Source organism: Geodermatophilus sp. SYSU D00079, from assembly GCF_054050635.1.
Map to the genome: position 1 here is coordinate 126,908 of NZ_JBJGZS010000007.1, position 19,188 is coordinate 146,095.

A 19,188-nucleotide genomic window follows, 5' to 3' on the forward strand; every position below is an offset into this window, starting at 1 on the left:
GTACGAACGCCCCTCACCGCCCGCACGCACACTGCACCCAAGGACTTCGAACCATGAGGCGATCCACGCCCGGCCTCGGCCGTGGCACGGCCACGAACCCCGTCTTCGCCAGCCCGTCCGGGCGGCGGTGGCGACGGCTGCGCGCCGTCCTGCTGACCCTGCTCGTCCTCGCCGTCGGCTTCGCGGTCGTCGCCGTCCCCAGGGTCCTGGCCGCGCCGACCCTCGCCGGCGCGCCCGTCCCCGACGGGCCCGCGCCGGAGGACGTCGGCGACGACGCCCCGATCATCGGCACCGGTCCGCTGGTGCGGGTGGTCGAGGTGCTGCGGGCCGATGGCCAGACCTACGCGCAGGAGCCGTTCACCGGCGAGGTGGTCGGCGAGCTGACCCGCGACGAGAACCGGGCCGTCGGCGACTCCGAGTACGCCCTGCAGTTCTACGGCTACGGGCCCCAGGTCCACCGGACGATCACGCTGACCTTCGACGACGGCCCCGACGCGCGCTGGACCCCGCAGCTGCTGGATCTGCTGAGCGCGAACGGCGTGCCCGCCACGTTCTTCGTGACCGGTGAGCAGGTCGCCAAGAACCCGGCGATCATGCAGCGGATCGTCCGCGAGGGGCACGCGCTCGGGAACCACTCGCTGTCCCACGTCGACGTGAGCGACGCGACGGCGTTCCGCGAGAAGCTCGAGCTGGCCGTGGCCGACCGGATCATGCGGGCGCAGACCGGCCAGGCCGCCCCGTTCTTCCGGCTGCCCTACGAGAGCCCCGACGAGGAGACCCTCCGCGGGGACACCGCCGGCATCCTGCGGGCCCAGCAGCTGGGCTACACGGTCGCCTCGCACGACTTCGACACGCTGGACTGGGCGCACGCCAGCGGGGAGATCGACGGGCCCATCGAGATGCCGCCGCTGGGCGAGCAGGACAACATCACGATGCTGCTGCACGACGCCGGCGGCGACCGGTCGATGACGATCGCCTACGTCGAGGACCTCATCGCCGAGGCCCGGGCGGCCGGCTACACGTTCACCACGATGCCGCAGTCGCAGCCGTCGATCGACACGGTCACCGGGGTGTCGGTCAGCCTCTGGGACCGGCTGGCGCTGTGGGGCGCCGAGGCGCTGTTCGTGCTCCCGCCGGACCTGCTCTACGTCCTCTTCGTCGTCGCGCTGGTCACCATGCTCGGCTTCGGCCTGTTCAACGCGGTGCTCGCCGTCGCCCGGGCGAAGCGGCGGATCCGGCCGGTCAACATGGGCCGGCCGCCGGTCACCGTGCTCATCGCCGCGTACAACGAGGAGCGGGTGATCGTCCGCACGCTGGACTACCTGCTGGCCTCGCGCTACCCGATCGGCGAGATCATCGTGGTCGACGACGGCAGCACCGACGGCACGTCGGCCGCGGTGCGCTCGGTCGGCGACCGCGACGACCGGGTGCGGCTGATCCGGCAGAACAACGCCGGCAAGTGGGCCGCGCTCAACAACGGCTTCGCCGAGGCCCGGTACGACTTCGTCGTCACCCTGGACGCCGACACGCTGTTCACCCCGACCACCGTCGCCCGCCTCATGGAGCAGTTCCACTCCCCGCGGGTGGGCGCGGTCGCCGGGGTCATCAAGGTCGGCAACTACAAGGCCAACGTCATCACCCGGTGGCAGGCGCTGGAGTACGTCACCCAGATCGGGCTCGAGCGCGCCGCGGGTGCGCTGCTCAACGCGGTGATGGTGGTGCCCGGCGCGTGCGCGGCCTGGCGCAAGGCCGCCGTCCTCGAGGCCGGCGGGTACGACAACGCCACGCTCGCCGAGGACTGCGACCTCACCCTCGCCCTGCACCAGCACGGCTGGCAGGTCGAGCAGGCCGACCAGGCCGTCGCCTGGACCGAGGCGCCGGAGACCCTCGACGCCCTGCTCAAGCAGCGGGTGCGCTGGATGTACGGCACCATCCAGGCGGTCTGGCGGCACAGGAACATGCTGCTGCGCCCGCGCTTCGGCTGGCTGGGCATGCTGTTCATGCCGATGACGGTGGTCACCATCGTCGTCCCGCTGGTGTTCACCCCGCTGATCCTGCTGGGCATCGTGCAGACCCTCACCGACCAGGGCCCGCTCATGCTCGCCCTCTACTTCGGCATCTTCGCCGTGGTCTACGGGCTGCTCGCGGTCATCGCGGTCAAGCTGCTCGACGAGCGCGCCGAGCACCTGCTGATGGTGCCGGTGTACCGGCTGATCTACGAGCCGCTGCGGGTGTACCTGCTGTACGCCTCGCTGGGGACGGCGATCCGCGGCGTGCGGTTGGGCTGGGGCAAGCTGGCCCGCACCGCGCGCATGGACGAGGTCGCCACCGCGAGTGCGCCCCAGCCGCAGCCGGTGCCGGTGGGGGTGGGCTCGTGATCCACCACCGTCGCGACCCGCTGCTGTGGCTCGGGGTCGCCGCCGCCGTCGTCGTCCTCGTCGTCGGGGCCGTCGTCCTGCGGCCGCGGCTGTTCCCCGGCACGCAGCCGCTGGTCACCGCTGCCTGGCTGCCGGTGTGGGACGAGCGCGCCACGGGGTCGCTCGAGACCGCACTGGAGGAGGGTGGGCTGACCGAGGTCAGCCCCACCTGGGCGGCCGTCGCCCCCGACGGCACGCTCACGCTGACCCCGCCGCCGGCCGACGTGCTCGGCCGGCTGGCGGGGGAGGACGACGTCGCGCTGATCCCGACCGTGCAGAACTTCAGCGACGGTCAGTGGCAGGGCCAGGCGACCGCCGACCTGCTCGCCGACCCGGCACGGGCCGCCGACCACCGCGCCCAGCTCGTCGAGCTGGCGGTGGCCAACGACTGGGACGGCATCGACGTCGACTACGAGTCGCTGCCGGCCACGGCCGGCCCGCAGTTCACCGAGTTCCTCGAGGAGCTGCGGGACGACCTGGACGAGCACGGCATGCAGCTGACCGTCGCCGTGCCGGCGCGCACCGGCGACGACGACCCCACCGGCCTGGCCTACAGCTACCGGGTGATCGGGCAGATCGTCGACGAGGTGCGGGTCATGACCTACGACCACCACTGGAGCACCAGCGAGGCCGGGCCCATCGCCCCGGTCGAGTGGGTGCGCGACGTCGTCGACCACGCCGTCGACCGGGTCCCGAGGGAGAAGCTGATGCTCGGGCTGCCCACCTACGGCTACGACTGGGTCGGCGACACCGGCACCACCGTGGAGGCCACCGACGCCGAGGCACTGGCCCAGCGGGTCGGCGCCGAGCCCCGGTGGGACGACGACGCCGCCGCGTGGACCTTCCGCTACGAGCAGGACGGTCAGCAGCACACGGTCTGGTACGAGGACGCGCGCTCGCTGCAGCGCAAACAGGAGATCGCCGTCGAGGCGCGGCTGCGCGGCGTGGCGATCTGGAGTCTCGGCGGGGAGGACCCGCAGGTGTGGAGAACCGTGACGACCACTACGAGCAAGGGGGTGGAACAGTGATGCGGCAGCGGGACCGGTACATCGACTTCCTCAGGACCTTCGCGCTGATCCGTGTGATGACCTATCACACGTTCGGCTGGGCCTGGCTGCCCATGGCATTCCCGTCCATGGGGATCATGTTCGCCCTCGGCGGCGGGCTGGCCGCCGCGTCGCTGGACCGGGCCGGTTCCGCCCGGGCGTTCTGGCGCAAGCGCGTGCGCCGGCTGCTGCCGCCGTTCTGGGTGTTCGGTGCGGTCGTCGTGGCCGCCATGTTCGCCGTCGGCTGGCAGGTCGAGAGCAACTACCACTCGTTCAGCTGGAGCACCGCCTGGCTGTGGCTGCTGCCGCTGTCGGACCCGCCGTACTCCGCCGACGCCTTCGACTGGGTCGTGCCGCTCTGGTACATCCGGGTCTACCTGTGGTTCATCCTGCTCAGCCCGGCGATGCTCTGGCTGTTCCGCCGCTGGCCGGTGCGGATGATGGCGATCCCGCCGGTCGTGCTGATCGTGACCGTCCTCGGCCTGGTGGAGCTCGGCGGGCGCACCTACGACAACGTCGTCGAGCTGTCGATCTACGCCTGCTGCTGGATGATCGGCTTCGCCCACCACGACGGGAAGCTGCGCGCGCTGCCGCTCAAGCGCACGCTGCTCGCCGGCGTCGCGCTGATGGGCATCGGCCTCTGGTACGCGTTCACGCACCAGGAGCAGTACGGCACGTACAACATCGATGACGTCCCGCTGGCCAACATGCCCTACTGCCTGGGCGCGGTGCTGATCCTGCTGCGGGTGTACCCGACGTTCACCTGGCTGGACCGGCTCCCGACCCTGGGGGCGATCGTCTCGCTGTTCAACAGCCGGGCGATGACGATCTACCTCTGGGGCAACGTCGCGATCGCGATGGCCCCCGTCGTCCTGGCCTACACCCCGATCGCCGGGTGGGACACCGACGACGCCCGCGGCATGGTCCTGGAGTACCTCACGGCGTGGGCGCTGATCTTCGTCGCAGTCCTGGCCGTCGGCTGGGTCGAGGACGTCGCGGCGGCGCGGCGGCCCCGACTGCTGCCGTGGGACCGCGTCCGCCCGGCCGCTGCGGTGCCGGCGCCCCGGCCGGTCACGGCCGCGCCCCGGCCGGTCACCTTCGCCGACAACGTGGCGCAGGTGCTGGCGGCCCGGCCCCCGGTGTCCTTCAAGGACAACGTGGCCCGCGAGGTCCCGGCCGACGGGCAGCCGGCCACCACGCGCCCGGCGGAGCAGCCGGCCCGCGAGCCGGTGGGCGAGGTGCCCCTGCCGCGGCTGGTGCGCGCCTACGGGCGCCGCGTCACCCTGCCGGAGGTGACGGTGCCCGAACCGCGGGGCGGCGCGTGAGCGCCGTCCGCCGCGGGTGACCTCCCGCCCGGGTGTGCCTGCCAGCACGGGGGTGGCCGGCAGTGCACCCGGGCGGGACTGCGGACGCCGGCTGGGCGCCGCCGCGGATCGACCGCCGGCGCTCAGCCGGTCGTCCAGCCCAGGAGCTGGTCGGCCGGCCAGGTGTTGACCACCCGCTCCATCGGGACACCGACCTCCACCGCGCGCTCGCAGCCGTTGCCCTGCCAGTCCAGCTGACCGGGGGCGTGGGCGTCGGTGTCGATCGCGAACTCGCAGCCCAGCTCGACGGCGAGGGCCAGCAGCCGCAGCGGCGGGTCCAGCCGCTCCGGCCGGGAGTTGATCTCCACGGCGGTGCCGTGCTCGATGCAGGCCTCGAACACCGCCTCGGCGTCGAACTCGCTCTCCGGCCGCGGCCGCTGCCGCCGTCCCTCGCGCTGCTCGCGGGGGATGAGCAGCCGGCCGGTGCAGTGCCCCAGGACGTCGGTGTGCGGGTCGGCGACGGCGGTCAGCATGCGCTCGGTCATCGCCGCCCGGTCCGCGCGCAGGTCGGAGTGCACGCTCGCGACGACGACGTCCAGCCGGCCCAGCAGCTCGTCGGTCTGGTCCAGCGAGCCGTCGAGGTCGATGTCGCACTCGATGCCGGTGAGGATCCGGAACGGCGCCAGCTCCTCGTTGAGCTCCGCGACGACGTCCAGCTGCCGCTCCAGCCGCTCCGGGGACAGCCCGTTGGCGACCGTCAGCCGGGGCGAGTGGTCGGTGAGGGCCATGTACTCGTGGCCCAGCCCGATCGCCGCCTCCGCCATCTCCCGGATCGGGCTGCCGCCGTCGGACCAGTCCGAGTGCACGTGCAGGTCCCCGCGCAGCGCGGCCCGGAACTCGGCGACGTCGTCGGCCAGCGGCACCAGCTCGCCGTGGGCCTCCTCCAGGCGCGCCAGGTACTCGGGCACCTCGCCGGCGTGGGCCTGCACGATCGCCGCGCCCGTCTTGGGGCCGATGCCGCGCAGGTCGGTGAGCGTCCGCGTGCGGATCCGCCGGTCGAGCTCCTCGGGCCCGAGGGTGTCGACGACGGCGGCCGCGGTGCGGAACGCCGCGACGCGGTGCGTGGGCTCGCGGGCGCGCTCCAGGAGGAAGGCGATCCTCCGGAGCGCGGCCGCGGGTGGGAGGGGAGCGCTCAGCGGGCGGCCCTCTTCGCCCGCCGCTCGGCCTTGCGGTGCGCCTTGGCCGCGCGCTCCTGCGCCTTCGCGTAGCTCTTCTCGGTGGCGCCGGCCGCCCGCCTCGCCGCCCGGCGGGCCCGGTAGCCGACCGACGGCTTGCCCTCGGTGTCGACGGCGGCGAGCAGCAGGGCGCCGACCAGGCCGACGTTCTTCAGGAAGTGGATCTTCTGCTGCATCCGGCCCTGCGGCTCGTCGACCTCCCAGAACCGGTGCCCGGCCAGCGTCGTCGGGACCATCGACCCGGTCAGCAGCAGCGCCGAGAGCCGCGGCAACCGCCCCAGGCCCAGCAGGCTGCCGGCGCCCACCATCACGCCGGCGTTGATCTTCACCCACTGCTCGGCGTCCTGGGGCATCTGCACGGGCAGCGCCTTGTCGGCCACGCCGGCCACCTTCTCCACGACCGGCTGCGCCATCTCCACGCGCTTGCCGGGGTTGCGCAGTGCATCGACGCCCAGGGCGACGAACGGGGCGGCGAGCAACGGGCGGGCGATCCGGCGGACCAGCATGAGAGGGACCTCTTTCGTCGGGGACGTCGTGTTCTCCGGTGCCCCGGACGCCGCCGGGACACCCCTGCTCGGACCGTAGTGAGATCACCGCCGCTCCGCCTACCGAGTCCCCCGCAGCCTCCGGGTGGGGGACCGGCCGACGGTGCCGGGTGGACCGCACTGCCGGTGTTCCTCGCGCTCTGCCGGTGCTGCAGTGCCCGCAGAGCACGAGGACCGCCCGCAGAGCCGCGGCCGGCGTCGCGTCAGTCGGTGCGGCAGCAGTAGACGGTGAGGGAGGCGCGCTTGCGGAAGACGAACTCCGTGGCCCGCTCGCCGGTCTCGCCGTCGTAGGCCACCTGCTGCGGACCCGAGCGGGACACCACCCGCACCTCGCGCACCTGCAGGTCGGCGTAGCCGGAGCTGCGGTCGCTGATGCCCAGCAGCGAGCCGAGGACGGCGCGGGTGCGGCTGAACCGGACGTCGGCGCGCAGGTACTGGACGTCGAGCAGCCCGTCCTCCAGCCGCGGCCGCCAGGCGGGAGCCAGCCCGCGCGGGGTGTAGCGGCAGTTGCCGACGAAGAGGATCCACACCAGCACCGGGCGGCCGTCGAGCAGCAGGGACACCGGCGTCCCGCGCCGCAGCGTCCGGGCGGCGGCCACGGTCATCGCCGCCCACTTGCCCATCCGCCCGGCCAGCGCGTCGCGGCGGCGCACCATCTCCGGGTAGCTGCCGATGCTCGCGGTGTTGAGGAACGGCGTCCCGTTGACCTCGGCGACGTCCACCTCGACGGCCTGCCCGGCGGCCACCGCCTCGGCGGCGTGCTCCAGGGTGTGCACGCCGACGTCCCGCGCGAAGTGGTTGAGCGTGCCGGCCGGCAGCACCGCCAGGGGCAGGCCGTGCTCGACGGCGACCGCGGCGGCGGCCGCGACGCTCCCGTCGCCACCGGCCACGCCCAGCGCCCGGGCCCGCCCGGAGCGCGCGGCCTCCTCCAACAGCTCGCCGACGCCGGCCTGCGGCGAGGACTCGCGCACCTCGGCGCGGGGCAGCAGCCGGCGGATGTCCTCGGCGGGGTCGTACCCGTCCGGGCCCGACCGCGGGTTCACCGCAACCACCAGCCCCTCGCCCTCGGGCAGCGCCGGCGCCGACCGGGCCGGCCGCACCCGCGCCGGCGTGGTGGGCCGCACCCGCCACCACGCCTGGCTGGCCGCCGCCACGGCCGTGCCGACGGCGAGACCGGCGACGACGTCCCCCGGGTAGTGCACGCCCACGTGCACGCGGGAGTAGCCGACGGCGAGCGCGACCGGCGCGAGCGCCGCCCCGGCGACCGGGCTCTCCAGCGCCACGCCGGTGACGAAGGCCCCCGCCGAGGCGGCGTGCCCGCTGGGGAAGGAGTGGGTGCTCAGCGACCGGTGCAGCAGCTTCTCCAGCGCGTGCCCGGCCAGGTCGGGACGGCGCCGGCCGAAGACCTGCTTGAGGACGGCGTTGACGACCGAGCTCGACACCGCCATCGAACCCAGCCCCCGGATCGCGGCCCGGCGCAGCCGACCGCGGCGGGAGGCGAGCAGCGCGCCGACGGCCATCCAGAGCTTCCCGTGGTCGGCGGCGGTGGTGAGCCGGCGCAGCCAGCGGTCGGCCGGTGAGGTGGGCAGGCCCCCGACGAGGGAGTGCAGCCGGGCGTCCCAGTGCCGCGCGCCCCTCATGCAGCGGACGCTAGCGGTCCTCCGGCTCCGCGGCCCCGTCCAGAGGCACGCGGTGAGCTCGCGGGCGGTGGTCCTGCCTCAGGCCTTGCGGCGGGCGCGGTAGGCGGCGACGGTCGACCGGCTGGCGCAGGTGTTGGAGCAGTAGCGGCGGCTGGCGTTGCGCGAGGTGTCGACGTAGACGTTGTCGCAGCCCTCGGCGGTGCACACGCCCAGCCGCTGCCACCCGTGCTGGACGACGACCTGCGACAGGCCCATCGCCACCGTCGTCGTCAGCTGCTCGAGGGCCGGTGCGTCGGCGCGGGCGTAGTGCAGGTGCAGCTCGCCGTCGTGGTCGGTCGCGTACGGCTGGGGCGAGGCGAGGGCGAGCAGCGCGTTGAGCCGCTCGATCACCTCCGGCTGCGACCCCGCCACGGCGACGGCGCGCACCAGGTCGGCGGTCTCGGCGGCCTGGGTCGCCTCGGCGGGGGAGAGGGCGAGGTCGGTGCCGGGCTCGAACCACTCGTCGTGGGCGCGCAGGAACCCGGCCAGCCAGTCGGCGTCCCGGTCGGCGTTGGCCAGGTCGATGGCCAGCTCCACGGCGCTGGACCCGTAGGTGTCGTAGTCCATCAGGCTCTCCGCTCCCCTCGGGCTCCGCGCGACACGTAGGTGGCGTATCTCATTTGACTCCCTACTGCCGCGTCTCTAACCTGTAGGGGGCCAACGCAGTTTGGCCACCTACTCTTCCGTGCCTGCTCGTCCGAAGTGGATCTCGTCGTGCGTTCGTACCTCAGCGTCTGGCGGCTGCCGTCCGCCCCGGTGCTGCTCGTGGCCGGCTTCGCCGGCCGCCTCCCGTCGGCGATGGTCCCGCTGGGACTGCTGCTCATGGTGCAGCAGCAGACCGGTTCCTACGCCGTCGCCGGCGTCGCCTCGGCCGCCTACGGCCTGGCGATGGCGGTCATGGCCCCGGTCCTCGGCCGGCTGGCCGACCAGCGCACACCGCGCCCGGTCCTCCTCGTCCAGGCCGCGGCCTACCCGCTGCTGCTGGCGCTGCTGGTCGCCGTCGTGCTCGGCGGAGCCCCCACGGCCGTGATCGTGGCGGCCGCCGCCCTCGCCGGCGCCGGCACGCCGCTGGTGTCGGGCACCGTCCGGGCGCTGTGGTCGCGGGTCGACCCGCGGGTGCGCACCACCGCCTACGCGCTGGACGCCACGGCCACCGAGCTGGTCTTCGTCGCCGGCCCCACCCTGGTGGCCGCGCTCGCCGTGCTCGCCGCCCCCGCGTGGGCGCTGGGCGTCGCCGGGGTCCTGGCCGTCGCGGGCGCCCTCGGCATCGCGACGTCCCGGGCGATGCGCGGCTGGGTGCCCGCGCCGGCCGCCGAGCGGGCGCACCCGCTGGCCACGGTGCTCAGCCCCGGCATGCCCCGCCTGCTGGGCAGTGGTGCGGCCCTCATGCTCGGCTTCGGCGCCCTCGAGGTCGCCATCCCGGCGTACGCCGACCAGGCCGGCAGCCCGGGGATGTCCGGCGTCCTGCTGGCCCTGTGGTCGCTGGGCTCGGTCGCGGGCGGGCTGTGGTTCGGCGCCCGCGTGGTCAGCGTCTCCCTGCCGCGGCAGTACCGCTGGCTGCTGCTCGGCGTCACCATCGGCCTGGCCCCGCTGACCGCGGCGTCCGGCCCGTGGGTGCTGGGTGCGCTGCTCTTCCTCGGCGGGACGGCGATCGCGCCGACCCTCACCGTGCAGAGCTCGCTGGTCGGCACGCTGGCCCCCGCGCACGCCACCACCGAGGCGTTCACCTGGCTGTCCACGATGGCCACCGGCGCCTCCGCGGTCGGCGCGGCGCTGGGTGGCGCGCTCATCGACGGCCCGTCCGGCGTCACCGGCAGCCTGCTGCTGGCCGTCGCCGGGGCGGCGCTGGCCGTGACGGTCACCCTGCTGCCCGGCCGGCGCCGGGCCGTGGCAGCCGAGCCGGTCGCGGCCTGACCGACCGGCCGGGGAGGCCCCCCCGTGAACCGCCGTCCGAGGCGCTGGTAGTCTCTCTCCTCGGTGGTTCCGGGGGGACTCGGACCCCGGGAGGCTTCGCCTAGTCCGGTCTATGGCGCCGCACTGCTAATGCGGTTTGGGTTAATCCCCATCCCGGGTTCAAATCCCGGAGCCTCCGCGCACGACAACTGAACACCAGGCACCCGTAGCTCAACGGATAGAGCATCTGACTACGGATCAGAAGGTTAGGGGTTCGAATCCCTTCGGGTGCACGTCTGGTTGAGACAGCACCGCGGCCCCGCCCTCACTGAGGTCGGGGCCGCGATGTGTTGGTGGACCCGGTCGGGCGCCGCGGCGTTCCCGGAGCCGCTCCAGGACCTCTCCTGCGGATGCTCGTGCTCTGCCCGCCGTGGTGGGCAGAGCACGAGCATCCGCGCAGGTACCCGTCCCCCGGGGCGGAGGGAAGGCCGGCGCCGGCCTCGACCCGGGCGACGTCGCCCGGGTGGCGGCCACCCTCGAGCAGCTGCGGCGCGACGTCTCGGCCCCCTGAGGGGGTCGGGCGCGCGCAATGATGCCCGGGACCGACGCGGACCTCCGGGGGTGGGCATGGCGGATCCCGAGCACCTGCTCGAGCGCCCCGCCCGACCGCTGCCCGGTCTCCGGCAGGTGGCCCGCGACCTGGGCACCGTCTACGCGGCCAACGGCCTCATCGGCTTCGTCTTCGCCGCCACCGGCCCGGTCGCGGTCATCCTCGCGGTCGGGAGCGCCGGCGGGCTCACCCGCGAGCAGCTGGCGTCCTGGCTGTTCGGCTGCTTCTTCCTCAACGGCGTCCTCACCGTGCTGGCCTGCTGGCTCTACCGGCAGCCGCTGTCGTTCTTCTGGACCATCCCCGGCACCGTCCTCGTCGGCCCGGCGCTGACCCACCTCCCCTGGCCGGAGGTGGTGGGCGCCTTCGTCGCCACCGGGCTGCTGATCGTCGTCCTCGGGCTCACCGGCTGGGTGCGGCGGCTCATGGCGGTCATCCCCATGCCGATCGTGATGGCGATGGTCGCCGGGGTGTTCCTGCGCTTCGGCCTGGACCTCGTGCACGCGCTGCAGGACGACCTCGCCCTCGCCGGGCCGATGGTGCTCACCTTCCTCCTCGTCAGCGCCCTGCCCGGGCTCGCGCGGAGGGTGCCGCCGCTGATCGCCGTCCTCGTCGTCGGCGCGGCCGCGGTGGCGGTCTCCGGCCGGTTCGATGCGGGGCCGGCGGCGACCTCGTGGGTGGCCGCGCCGGTGTTCCAGGCGCCGGCCTGGTCGGTGCAGGCGCTGCTGGAGCTGGTGGTCCCGCTGGCGATCACCGTCATCGTCGTGCAGAACGGGCAGGGCATCGCCGTCCTGCGCGCGGCCGGGCACACCCCGCCGGTCACCGTGGTCACCGTCGCCTGCGGCGTCTGGTCGCTGCTCACCGCCGCCGTCGGCAGCGTGTCCACCTGCCTGACCGGCCCGACCAACGCGCTGCTGTCGGCCTCGGGCGAGCGGTCGCGGCACTACACCGCCGGCCTGGTCTGCGGGCTGCTGGCGATGGTCTTCGGCGTCCTCGCGCCGCTGTTCACCGACCTCCTGCTGGGCACGCCGGCGGCGTTCGTCGCCACCCTCGCCGGGCTGGCCATGCTCCGGGTGCTGCAGGCCTCCTTCGTCACCGCGTTCGCCGGCCACCTGACGCTGGGGGCGCTGGTCACCTTCCTGGTCACCGTGGCCGACGTGACCCTGCTGAACATCGGCTCGGCGTTCTGGGGGCTGGTCGCCGGCGGCGTCGTCTCCGTGCTGCTGGAGCGCGGCGACCTGCGGACCGCCGCCGCCTGAGCCCCCGGGGGCGGCCGGAGGTCAGGACCAGGGGTGACCTCCGGGTGGTCCCTGATGTGCCCGGCCCCGGTGCGCGGGGAGGCTGCCTCCGGTCGGTTGTCGGGCTGGCCCGACACCCGCAGGCCAGCTGGCGGGATCGGCTCCGCGCCGGCTGACCAGCAGATTCGACGACGACACGGTGCGTGTCCGCGGACGCGCACGCCCGCATGCAGCTGACAGGAGACGAGAGTGGACGGACGCGGCAACCTCGCCGCCCGCGTGGGCCGGTGGAGCGCTCGCCACCGGAAGACGGCGATCGCCGGCTGGCTGGCCTTCGTGGTCGCCGCCGTCGTCCTCGGCGGGATGCTGCCCCAGGGCGAGCTGACCCGCGCGGAGCAGATGGTCGGCGCCCCGGCCGAGGCCCAGCGGATCCTCGACCGCAACGGGTGGAGCGAGCCGGCCTCGGAGATGGTGCTGGTCCAGCGGGCGGACGGCGTCCCCGAGGCCGCCGCGACCACCGCGCTCACCGACCTCGTGGCCGGGCTCGCGGCCACCCCCGAGGTGACCGACCTGGTCAGTCCGCTGGACGGCGCCCCGCTGACCTCGGCGGACGGGCGCTCGGCGCTGGTGACCTTCGACATCACCGGCGACCCGGAGACCGCCGCCGACCGGATCGGACCGATCGCCGACGTCGTCGCCGAGGTCTCCGACCGGCACGACGACGTGCGGGTCGAGCAGTTCGGCGGCACCAGCGCCGACCTCGCCCTGGACGCGGCCCTGGACGCGGACTTCCAGCGGGCCGAGTACCTCTCGATCCCGATCATCCTCGCGGTGCTGCTGCTCACCTTCGGCGCGCTCGTCGCCGCCGTCCTCCCGCTGGTCTTCGCGCTCACCGCGTTCGTCGGCGCCCTCGGGCTGCTCGGGTTCGCCAGCCAGCTGTGGCACGTCGACGGCAACGCCCAGACCGTCATGCTGCTCATCGGCTTGGCCGTCGGCGTGGACTACTCGTTGTTCTACCTCAAGCGCGAGCGGGAGGAGCGGGCCCGCGGGCGGTCGGCCGAGGCCGCCCTCGACGTCGCTGCGGCCACCTCCGGCCCGGCGGTGCTGATCTCCGGCATCACCGTCGTGGTGGCGATGGCTGGGATGTTCCTCACCGGGTTCGCGGTGTTCACCGGCATGGCGGTCGCGACCATCCTCGTCGTCCTCACCTCGGTGCTCGGCTCGCTGACGGTCCTGCCGGCGCTGATGAGCTGGCTGGGGGACCGGGTGGAGAAGGGCCGGCTACCGTTCCTGCGCCGCGGCCGGGCCGCCGCGGAGGGCCGGTTCTGGCCGGTCGTGCTCGGCGTCGTGCTGCGCCGCCCGCTGGTCGCTGCGGTCGTCTCGGGCGCGCTGCTGGTCGGCCTCGCCGTGCCGGCGTTCGGGCTGTCGCTGCGCAACGAGGGCATCACCGACCTGCCGCAGGACCTCGCCGTCATCCAGACCCACGACCGCATCGCCGAGGCGTTCCCCGGTGGCTCGGACCCCGCCGAGGTGGTCATCGAGGCCGACGACGTGACCGCACCGGCCGTGCAGGCGGCGATCGCCGACCTGCGGACGGCGGCGCTGGCCACGGGGCGCATGAACGAGCCGATCACCGTCGAGGCCAATGACGCGGGCACCGTCGCCGTCGTCTCCGTGCCGCTGGTGGGGGACGGCGAGGAGCAGGCATCCCGCGACGCGCTGGCCGCCCTCGCCGACGACGTCGTCCCCGCGACGGTGGGCGCGCTGGACGACGTCACCGTGGTGACCTCCGGCAGCACCGCCTACTCGGTGGCGTTCGAGGAGCTCATGGCCGACCGGACCCCGTGGGTGTTCGGCTTCGTGCTGGTGCTCGCGTTCCTGCTGCTGCTCGTGTCGTTCCGGTCGGTGGTCGCCGCGGTCACCGCGATCGTGCTCAACCTGCTGTCGGTCGCGGCGGCCTACGGCTCACTGGTGCTGGTCTTCCAGGAGGGCTGGGGCGCCGGGCTCATCGGGCTTGACGCCACCGGGCCGATCGTGAACTGGATCCCGCTGTTCCTCTTCGTGGTCCTCTTCGGCCTGTCGATGGACTACCACGTGTTCATCCTCAGCCGGATCCGGGAGGGGTACGACCGCGGCCTGTCCACCCGGGAGGCGGTCCGGGCGGGGATCACCTCGTCGGCCGGGGTGGTCACCAGCGCCGCCGGGATCATGGTGCTGGTCTTCCTCTGCTTCGTCGCGCTGTCGATGACGTCGATGAAGCAGATCGGGCTGGGCCTGGCGATCGCGGTGCTGCTCGACGCGACCCTGGTGCGGGCCGTGCTGCTGCCGGCGGTCATGCGGCTGCTCGGCGAGGCCAACTGGTACCTGCCGCGGTGGCTGCGCTGGCTGCCGCGCCTGGAGCACGAGCCGGCCGCCGTCCCGGCGCCGGCCCTGCCGGCTCCGCGCCCAGCTGACGACGTCGTGGCCGCCGTCCGCACCTGAGCCGGGGGTGCCCGCGAGCCGGGCAGCCGGGACCTCCCTCTCGGCAAGGTCGTGCTCTGCCCACGCTGGTGGGCAGAGCACGAGCGTCCGCGGGGGAGGTGTCCGGCCGAGCCCTTCGTGCTCTGCCCGCACTGGTGGGCAGAGCACGAGCGTGCGCGGAAGGAGATGCCGGGGCGCGGGGCGCGCCCGCGCTGGGAAGGATGAGGGGCGGGGGGCCGGTCCTGACGGTCTGGCCGCGTTGGTCGGTCCTCCCAGCAGTGGGAGGCCACTCGTTGCCGGCTGCCCCCGCCCGGACCCACTGTGACTCACGCCACAGAGGGGGGTCAAGGGCGGCCGGGCGTGTCGTCCCGGACCCGGCGCGGCGCGCGGAGAGCGGGCTCAGCCCACCCGGCGGAGCACCTCGGGGCCGAGCTGGGAGACCGCGGTGTGCCCCGTGAGACCGAGGGTGAGGTCGAACTCCGCGAGCACGTCGGAGACCACCTGGCGCACGCCCTCCTCACCGGCCAGCCCCAGGCCGTAGGCGAACGGCCGCGCCAGCAGGACGGCGCGGGCACCCAGGGCGACCGCGGTCAGGACGTCGGCGCCACTGCGCACCCCGCTGTCGAGCAGCACCGGCGCGCGGTCGGCGACGGCCGCCACCACGTCGGGCAGGGCGTCGAGCGCGGCGATCGACCGGTCGACCTGGCGCCCGCCGTGGGTGCTCACCACGACGCCGTCCACGCCCTCGTCGAGCGCCCGCCGCGCGTCGTCCGGGTGCAGGACGCCCTTGAGCAGGATCGGCAGCCGGGTGCGGCCGCGCAGCCAGGCCAGGTCGGCCCAGGTGATCGAGGGCCGGGAGTAGATGGCCAGGAACGTCTCGACGGCGGCCCGCGGCAGCGGCGAGCGCAGGTTCTCCCGCAGCGGCCCCGGCCACGCCCGCGCCATCCCGACCAGCGCCCGCACCGCCGCCACCGTCGGCCGCGGCTGCCGGTCCCGGGTGGCGGCGGCCCCGGCCTCGACGGGCGCCGGTGCCGCGGCGGCCCGCTGCTCCACCAGCCGCCGGAACACCGGGTCGGAGGTGTACTGCGCGATGCCCTTGCCCAGTGCGAAGGGCAGGTGCCCGAGGTCGAGGTCGCGTGGGCGCCAGCCGAGCATCGTGGTGTCGAGGGTGACCACGAGCGCCTCGCACCCGCTGGCCTCGGCCCGGGCCACCAGGCTCTCCACCAGCTCGTCGGACGTCGACCAGTACAGCTGGAACCAGCGGGGCGAGGAGCCCATCACCGCCGCGCACTCCTCCATCGCCACCGACGCCTGGTTGGAGAACACCATCGGCACGCCCAGCCCCGCCGCCGCCCGCGCCACCGCCAGGTCGGCCTCCGGGTGCACCAGCTCCAGCGCGCCGACCGGGCCGAGCAGCAGCGGCGCGGGCAGCCGCCGTCCGAGCAGCTCCACGGAGGTGTCCCGGACGCTCACGTCGCGCAGCACCCGCGGGACCACGGCCCACCGGTCGAACGCGGCGCGGTTGGCCCGGTCGGTCGCCTCGTCGCCGGCGCTGCCGGCCACGTAGGCGTACCCGCGGGCGCTCAGGTGCCGGCGCGCGCGGCGCTGCAGCTCCCGGGCCGAGGTCGGCACCCGAGGCCGCCGGCCGTACACCCCGGCGCGGTAGACCTCGTCCTGCCGGCGGCGACCGGTACCCGCTGCTGAGTCCACCCGGCCACCGTAGTGAGAGCGCGGTCACAGGCCCCGGGACGGCGCCGCGGAGGATATTTGTCGACACGCCGCAGCGACACGCGCGACTGGTCGGTAACCCCCGGTCAGCGGGGTGTTCGGCCGGTCATGATGGGAGCCGCACCGGCGCATCGCGGATGACGCGGGTCAGCACGATCCAGGGGGAAGTACACGTGCCGGTCCTCACCAGGGCCGCGAACATCGCGGGCCTGTTCGCTCTCCTCACCTGCGCCGGCGTCGTGGCCGCCGCACCCGCGCTCGCCGTCGACGACCCCACCCGCCCCGACGCCCGGGTCACCCACGGGCCCAGCTGCCGCCCCGGCGGCGTCGTCGTCGAGGTCACCGGGGGCACCGTCGCCTACGCCGTCACGCTGACGACGACCCGGCTGCCCGCGGGGGAGGACGACGCGGAGGTGCGGCCCGGCGAGGTGGTCGTGCTCGGCACCGGCGACGTCGACTGGGGCGAGACGATCGACCCGGGCCTGGAGTACACCGCTCTGGACGGATCCGGCACGCACTACGTCGACGACCTCGACGGCTACAGCTTCACCCGCCCCGCCGCCGAGGACTGCGCGGCCATCGCCCCGCCGACCGCGGCCGCCGCCGTGCCGTCCCCCGCGGCCCCGGCCGGGGCGGCGATCCCGGGGACCGAGCTGCCCGAGGTGGAGGCGGCACCGGTGCCCGGTGTCCCGGTCCCCGACGACGCCGGCCCCGCGGACGCCCTCGACGTGCTCCCGGCGGCCGCCGCGGAGCCGACCGCCCTCCCGCGGCCGGACGACGGGGTCGCGCTGCCGGTCGTCGTCGCCGGGATCGTCCTGCTCGGGGCGGGTGCCGGCCTGGCCGCCGTCACCGGCCGGCGGGCCCGGCGGAGCCCGGGTCCCACGTCTCCCGGGAGCGCCTGAGCGCGTCGTCGGCGACGATGGGACGGTGCCCCGCCCCGAGGACGCCGTCACGCAGGACCTCCCTCCCGCCGACGTCGCCCGGGTGCCCGGTGCCGGGCCGCGGCCGGCCGAGACGTGGCTGCGCATCGTGCAGGTGCACGACCGGATCACCCACCGCGTGGACTCCGCCCTGCACCGCCAGCACGGCATCTCCCTCACCGGGTTCGAGGCGCTGCGCCGGATCGCCGAGGCGCCGGGCGAGCGCGCCACCATGAGCGAGGTGGCCGAGGCGCTCGGCCTGTCCCGGGCCGGGGTGACCAGCACCGTCAGCCGGCTGGTGGCCGAGGGGCTCGTCGTCCGGGAGCGGGCCGCGGACGACCGGCGGCTGCTGCACGCCCGGCTGACCCCGGCCGGTCGGGCCCGGGTGGCCGAGGCCGCGCCCACGCACGACGACCTCGTCGCGCACCTGCTCACCCTCCTGGGTGACGACGCCGCGGTGGTCACCGACGCCCTCGCCAGGGTTTCCGCGGCCACCCGTATCCGCCGCTGACCTGCGCAGACGCCGGCCGGATGGCCAGCGGGCGCAGCCTGCCCGGAGAACACTTCGAGCTCGTAGTGTTTCCCGGCACGGGTACCCGGGCAGGGACGTGATCATGCAGGTGGGGATCGAGCAGTGCTCCGTGGTCGTGCCGACCGTCGGCCGGCCGTCGCTGGACGTGCTGCTCGACGCCCTGGCGGCCGCGCCCGGCCCCCGCCCTGCCGAGCTGGTGCTGGTCGACGACCGTCCCAGCGGCGCCCCGCTGGAGCCGGACCGGCCGGGGCTCCCGCCGGTGCGCGTGGTGCGGACCGGGGGCGGCGGCCCGGCCCGGGCGCGCAACCTCGGCTGGCGCACCGCCCGCACCGAGTGGATCGCCTTCCTCGACGACGACGTCGTCCCCGACCCCGACTGGTACGAGCGGCTCGCCGAGGACCTCGCCGCGCTGCCCGCCGACGTCGCGGGCAGTCAGGGGCGGGTCCGCGTGCCGCTGCCGGCGGACCGTCGGCCCACCGACTGGGAGCGCGGCACCGCCGGCCTGGCCACCAGCTCCTGGATCACCGCCGACCTCGCCTACCGCCGCGCCGCACTGTCCGCGGTCGGCGGCTTCGACGAGCGCTTCCCCCGTGCCTTCCGCGAGGACTCCGATCTGGCGCTTCGGGTCATGGGCACCGGCGCCCGGCTCACCCGCGGCACCCGCTGGATCACCCACCCGGTGCGGCCGGTGGACCGGTGGGTGAGCCTGCGGGTCCAGGCGGGCAACGCCGACGACGTCCTCATGCGACGGCTGCACGGGCCGGACTGGCGCGACCGCGCCGACGCCCCGCTGGGCCGCCGTCCGCAGCACCTCGCGGTCACCGCGGCCGGCCTGACCGCCGTCGGGCTGGCGGCCGCCCGCCGGCCGCGGGCCGCGGCTGCCGCCGCGCTGGCCTGGGCCGCCGGCACCGCCGAGTTCGCCTGGGCCCGGATCGCCCCCGGCCCGCGGGACCGCGCGGAGGTGGCCACGATGCTCGCCACCAGCGCGGCGATCCCCCCGCTGGCCACCTGGCACTTCCTCCGGGGCGTCGTGCGGCACCGCCGGGTGCGGCCCTGGCGGGGGCTGCCGGACCTCGTCCTCTTCGATCGCGACGGCACCCTCGTCCGCGACTACCCGTACAACGGCGACCCGGAGCTGGTGCGGCCGGTGCCGGGCGCCGAGGCGGCGGTCGACGCGCTGCGCGCCCGCGGTGTGCGGGTCGGCGTGGTGAGCAACCAGTCCGGCGTCGCGCGCGGGCTGATCACCCGCGAGCAGGTCGACGCCTGCATGGCACGGCTGGCCGAGCTGCTCGGGCCCTTCGACACCCTCCAGGTCTGCCCGCACGGCCCCGACGACGGGTGCGACTGCCGCAAGCCCGCACCCGGCATGGTCAAGGCGGCGTGCGCCGAGCTGGGCGTCCTCCCCGAGCGGTGCGTGGTGATCGGCGACATCGCCGCCGACGTCGACGCCGCGGCCGCCGCCGGCGCGTCGGCGATCATGGTGCCGACCCCCGTCACCCGGAGGTCCGAGGTCGCCGCCGCCCCGCGCCGCGCCGGCACGCTGACCGAGGCGGTCGACCTCGTCCTGGCGGGCGAGTGGTGAGC

At 75.0% G+C, this 19,188-nt stretch carries 14 protein-coding genes and 2 tRNA genes; 11 read left to right on the forward strand and 5 right to left on the reverse strand.

Annotation, left to right across the window (positions count from 1 at the left end; genetic code table 11):
• Positions 1-53: 53 nt before the first annotated feature.
• From ACI79E_RS08780 to ACI79E_RS08790, 3 genes are read left to right on the forward strand one after another with little or no spacing between them, the layout of a single operon-like run.
• Entirely contained in the window at positions 54-2,378 is a 2,325-nt protein-coding gene (locus ACI79E_RS08780) for a bifunctional polysaccharide deacetylase/glycosyltransferase family 2 protein (RefSeq protein WP_456932141.1), read from the forward strand.
• Entirely contained in the window at positions 2,375-3,445 is a 1,071-nt protein-coding gene (locus tag ACI79E_RS08785; RefSeq protein ID WP_456932142.1) for a glycosyl hydrolase family 18 protein, read from the forward strand. The genes ACI79E_RS08780 and ACI79E_RS08785 overlap by 4 nt, the downstream gene beginning before the upstream one ends.
• Positions 3,445-4,788 carry an acyltransferase family protein gene (locus ACI79E_RS08790; RefSeq protein ID WP_456932143.1) on the forward strand — a complete coding sequence of 448 codons (1,344 nt, stop codon included), beginning with the start codon at positions 3,445-3,447 and terminating at the stop codon, positions 4,786-4,788. Before ACI79E_RS08785 ends, ACI79E_RS08790 begins: the two co-directional genes overlap by 1 nt.
• A 122-nt stretch (positions 4,789-4,910) precedes the next feature.
• Here ACI79E_RS08790 and ACI79E_RS08795 read toward each other — a convergent pair whose 3' ends face one another.
• From ACI79E_RS08795 to ACI79E_RS08810, 4 genes are all read right to left on the reverse strand, one after another.
• Positions 4,911-5,963 carry a PHP domain-containing protein gene (locus ACI79E_RS08795; protein ID WP_456932170.1) on the reverse strand — a complete coding sequence of 351 codons (1,053 nt, stop codon included), beginning with the start codon at positions 5,961-5,963 and terminating at the stop codon, positions 4,911-4,913.
• Positions 5,960-6,508, reverse strand: coding sequence for a DoxX family membrane protein (locus ACI79E_RS08800; RefSeq protein ID WP_456932144.1), 549 nt, complete (start codon positions 6,506-6,508; stop codon positions 5,960-5,962). Before ACI79E_RS08800 ends, ACI79E_RS08795 begins: the two co-directional genes overlap by 4 nt.
• 242 nt (positions 6,509-6,750) lie before the next feature.
• A complete protein-coding gene (locus tag ACI79E_RS08805) occupies positions 6,751-8,187 on the reverse strand; it encodes a phosphatase PAP2 family protein (RefSeq protein ID WP_456932145.1) in 1,437 nt (478 codons plus the stop codon).
• A 78-nt stretch (positions 8,188-8,265) separates the two neighbouring features.
• Positions 8,266-8,793, reverse strand: a complete 528-nt coding sequence (locus ACI79E_RS08810; protein ID WP_456932146.1) for a CGNR zinc finger domain-containing protein — start codon at positions 8,791-8,793, stop codon at positions 8,266-8,268.
• 147 nt (positions 8,794-8,940) lie between these two features.
• Between ACI79E_RS08810 and ACI79E_RS08815 the strand changes: the two genes are divergently transcribed.
• The 5 genes from ACI79E_RS08815 to ACI79E_RS08835 all read left to right on the forward strand — a co-directional run bounded on the left by ACI79E_RS08815 (position 8,941) and on the right by ACI79E_RS08835 (position 14,445).
• A complete protein-coding gene (locus ACI79E_RS08815) occupies positions 8,941-10,140 on the forward strand; it encodes an MFS transporter (RefSeq protein WP_456932147.1) in 1,200 nt (399 codons plus the stop codon).
• 89 nt (positions 10,141-10,229) lie between these two features.
• A tRNA-Ser gene (locus ACI79E_RS08820) sits at positions 10,230-10,318 on the forward strand.
• Positions 10,319-10,339: 21 nt separating this feature from the next.
• Positions 10,340-10,412, forward strand: a tRNA-Arg gene (locus ACI79E_RS08825).
• A gap of 334 nt (positions 10,413-10,746) precedes the next feature.
• Positions 10,747-11,985, forward strand: coding sequence for a benzoate/H(+) symporter BenE family transporter (locus tag ACI79E_RS08830; protein WP_456932148.1), 1,239 nt, complete (start codon positions 10,747-10,749; stop codon positions 11,983-11,985).
• A gap of 228 nt (positions 11,986-12,213) precedes the next feature.
• Positions 12,214-14,445 (forward strand): MMPL family transporter, encoded by a 2,232-nt coding sequence (locus ACI79E_RS08835; RefSeq protein ID WP_456932149.1) that lies wholly within the window; start codon positions 12,214-12,216, stop codon positions 14,443-14,445.
• Between the two features lie 378 nt (positions 14,446-14,823).
• Here the strand turns inward: ACI79E_RS08835 and ACI79E_RS08840 are convergent, their stop codons facing one another.
• Complete coding sequence (locus ACI79E_RS08840; protein ID WP_456932150.1) at positions 14,824-16,134, reverse strand: alpha-hydroxy-acid oxidizing protein; 1,311 nt, start codon at positions 16,132-16,134, stop codon at positions 14,824-14,826.
• A 191-nt stretch (positions 16,135-16,325) separates the two neighbouring features.
• Here ACI79E_RS08840 and ACI79E_RS08845 point away from each other — a divergent pair, with 191 nt between their 5' ends.
• From ACI79E_RS08845 to ACI79E_RS08855, 3 genes are all read left to right on the forward strand, one after another.
• A complete protein-coding gene (locus ACI79E_RS08845; RefSeq protein ID WP_456932151.1) occupies positions 16,326-17,054 on the forward strand; it encodes a hypothetical protein in 729 nt (242 codons plus the stop codon).
• A gap of 25 nt (positions 17,055-17,079) precedes the next feature.
• Complete coding sequence (locus ACI79E_RS08850; RefSeq protein WP_456932152.1) at positions 17,080-17,583, forward strand: MarR family winged helix-turn-helix transcriptional regulator; 504 nt, start codon at positions 17,080-17,082, stop codon at positions 17,581-17,583.
• A 103-nt stretch (positions 17,584-17,686) separates the two neighbouring features.
• Positions 17,687-19,186 (forward strand): HAD-IIIA family hydrolase, encoded by a 1,500-nt coding sequence (locus tag ACI79E_RS08855; protein ID WP_456932153.1) that lies wholly within the window; start codon positions 17,687-17,689, stop codon positions 19,184-19,186.
• Positions 19,187-19,188: the final 2 nt, after the last annotated feature.

Excerpts from the sequence above, each read along its gene's own strand:
- ACI79E_RS08830 (WP_456932148.1), top strand. The coding sequence starts at position 10,747 with ATGGCGGATCCCGAGCACCTGCTCGAGCGCCCCGCCCGACCGCTGCCC.
- ACI79E_RS08855 (WP_456932153.1), top strand. The coding sequence starts at position 17,687 with ATGCAGGTGGGGATCGAGCAGTGCTCCGTGGTCGTGCCGACCGTCGGC.
- ACI79E_RS08790 (WP_456932143.1), top strand. The coding sequence starts at position 3,445 with ATGCGGCAGCGGGACCGGTACATCGACTTCCTCAGGACCTTCGCGCTG.
- ACI79E_RS08800 (WP_456932144.1), bottom strand. The coding sequence starts at position 6,508 with ATGCTGGTCCGCCGGATCGCCCGCCCGTTGCTCGCCGCCCCGTTCGTC.
- ACI79E_RS08780 (WP_456932141.1), top strand. The coding sequence starts at position 54 with ATGAGGCGATCCACGCCCGGCCTCGGCCGTGGCACGGCCACGAACCCC.
- ACI79E_RS08810 (WP_456932146.1), bottom strand. The coding sequence starts at position 8,793 with ATGGACTACGACACCTACGGGTCCAGCGCCGTGGAGCTGGCCATCGAC.
- ACI79E_RS08805 (WP_456932145.1), bottom strand. The coding sequence starts at position 8,187 with ATGAGGGGCGCGCGGCACTGGGACGCCCGGCTGCACTCCCTCGTCGGG.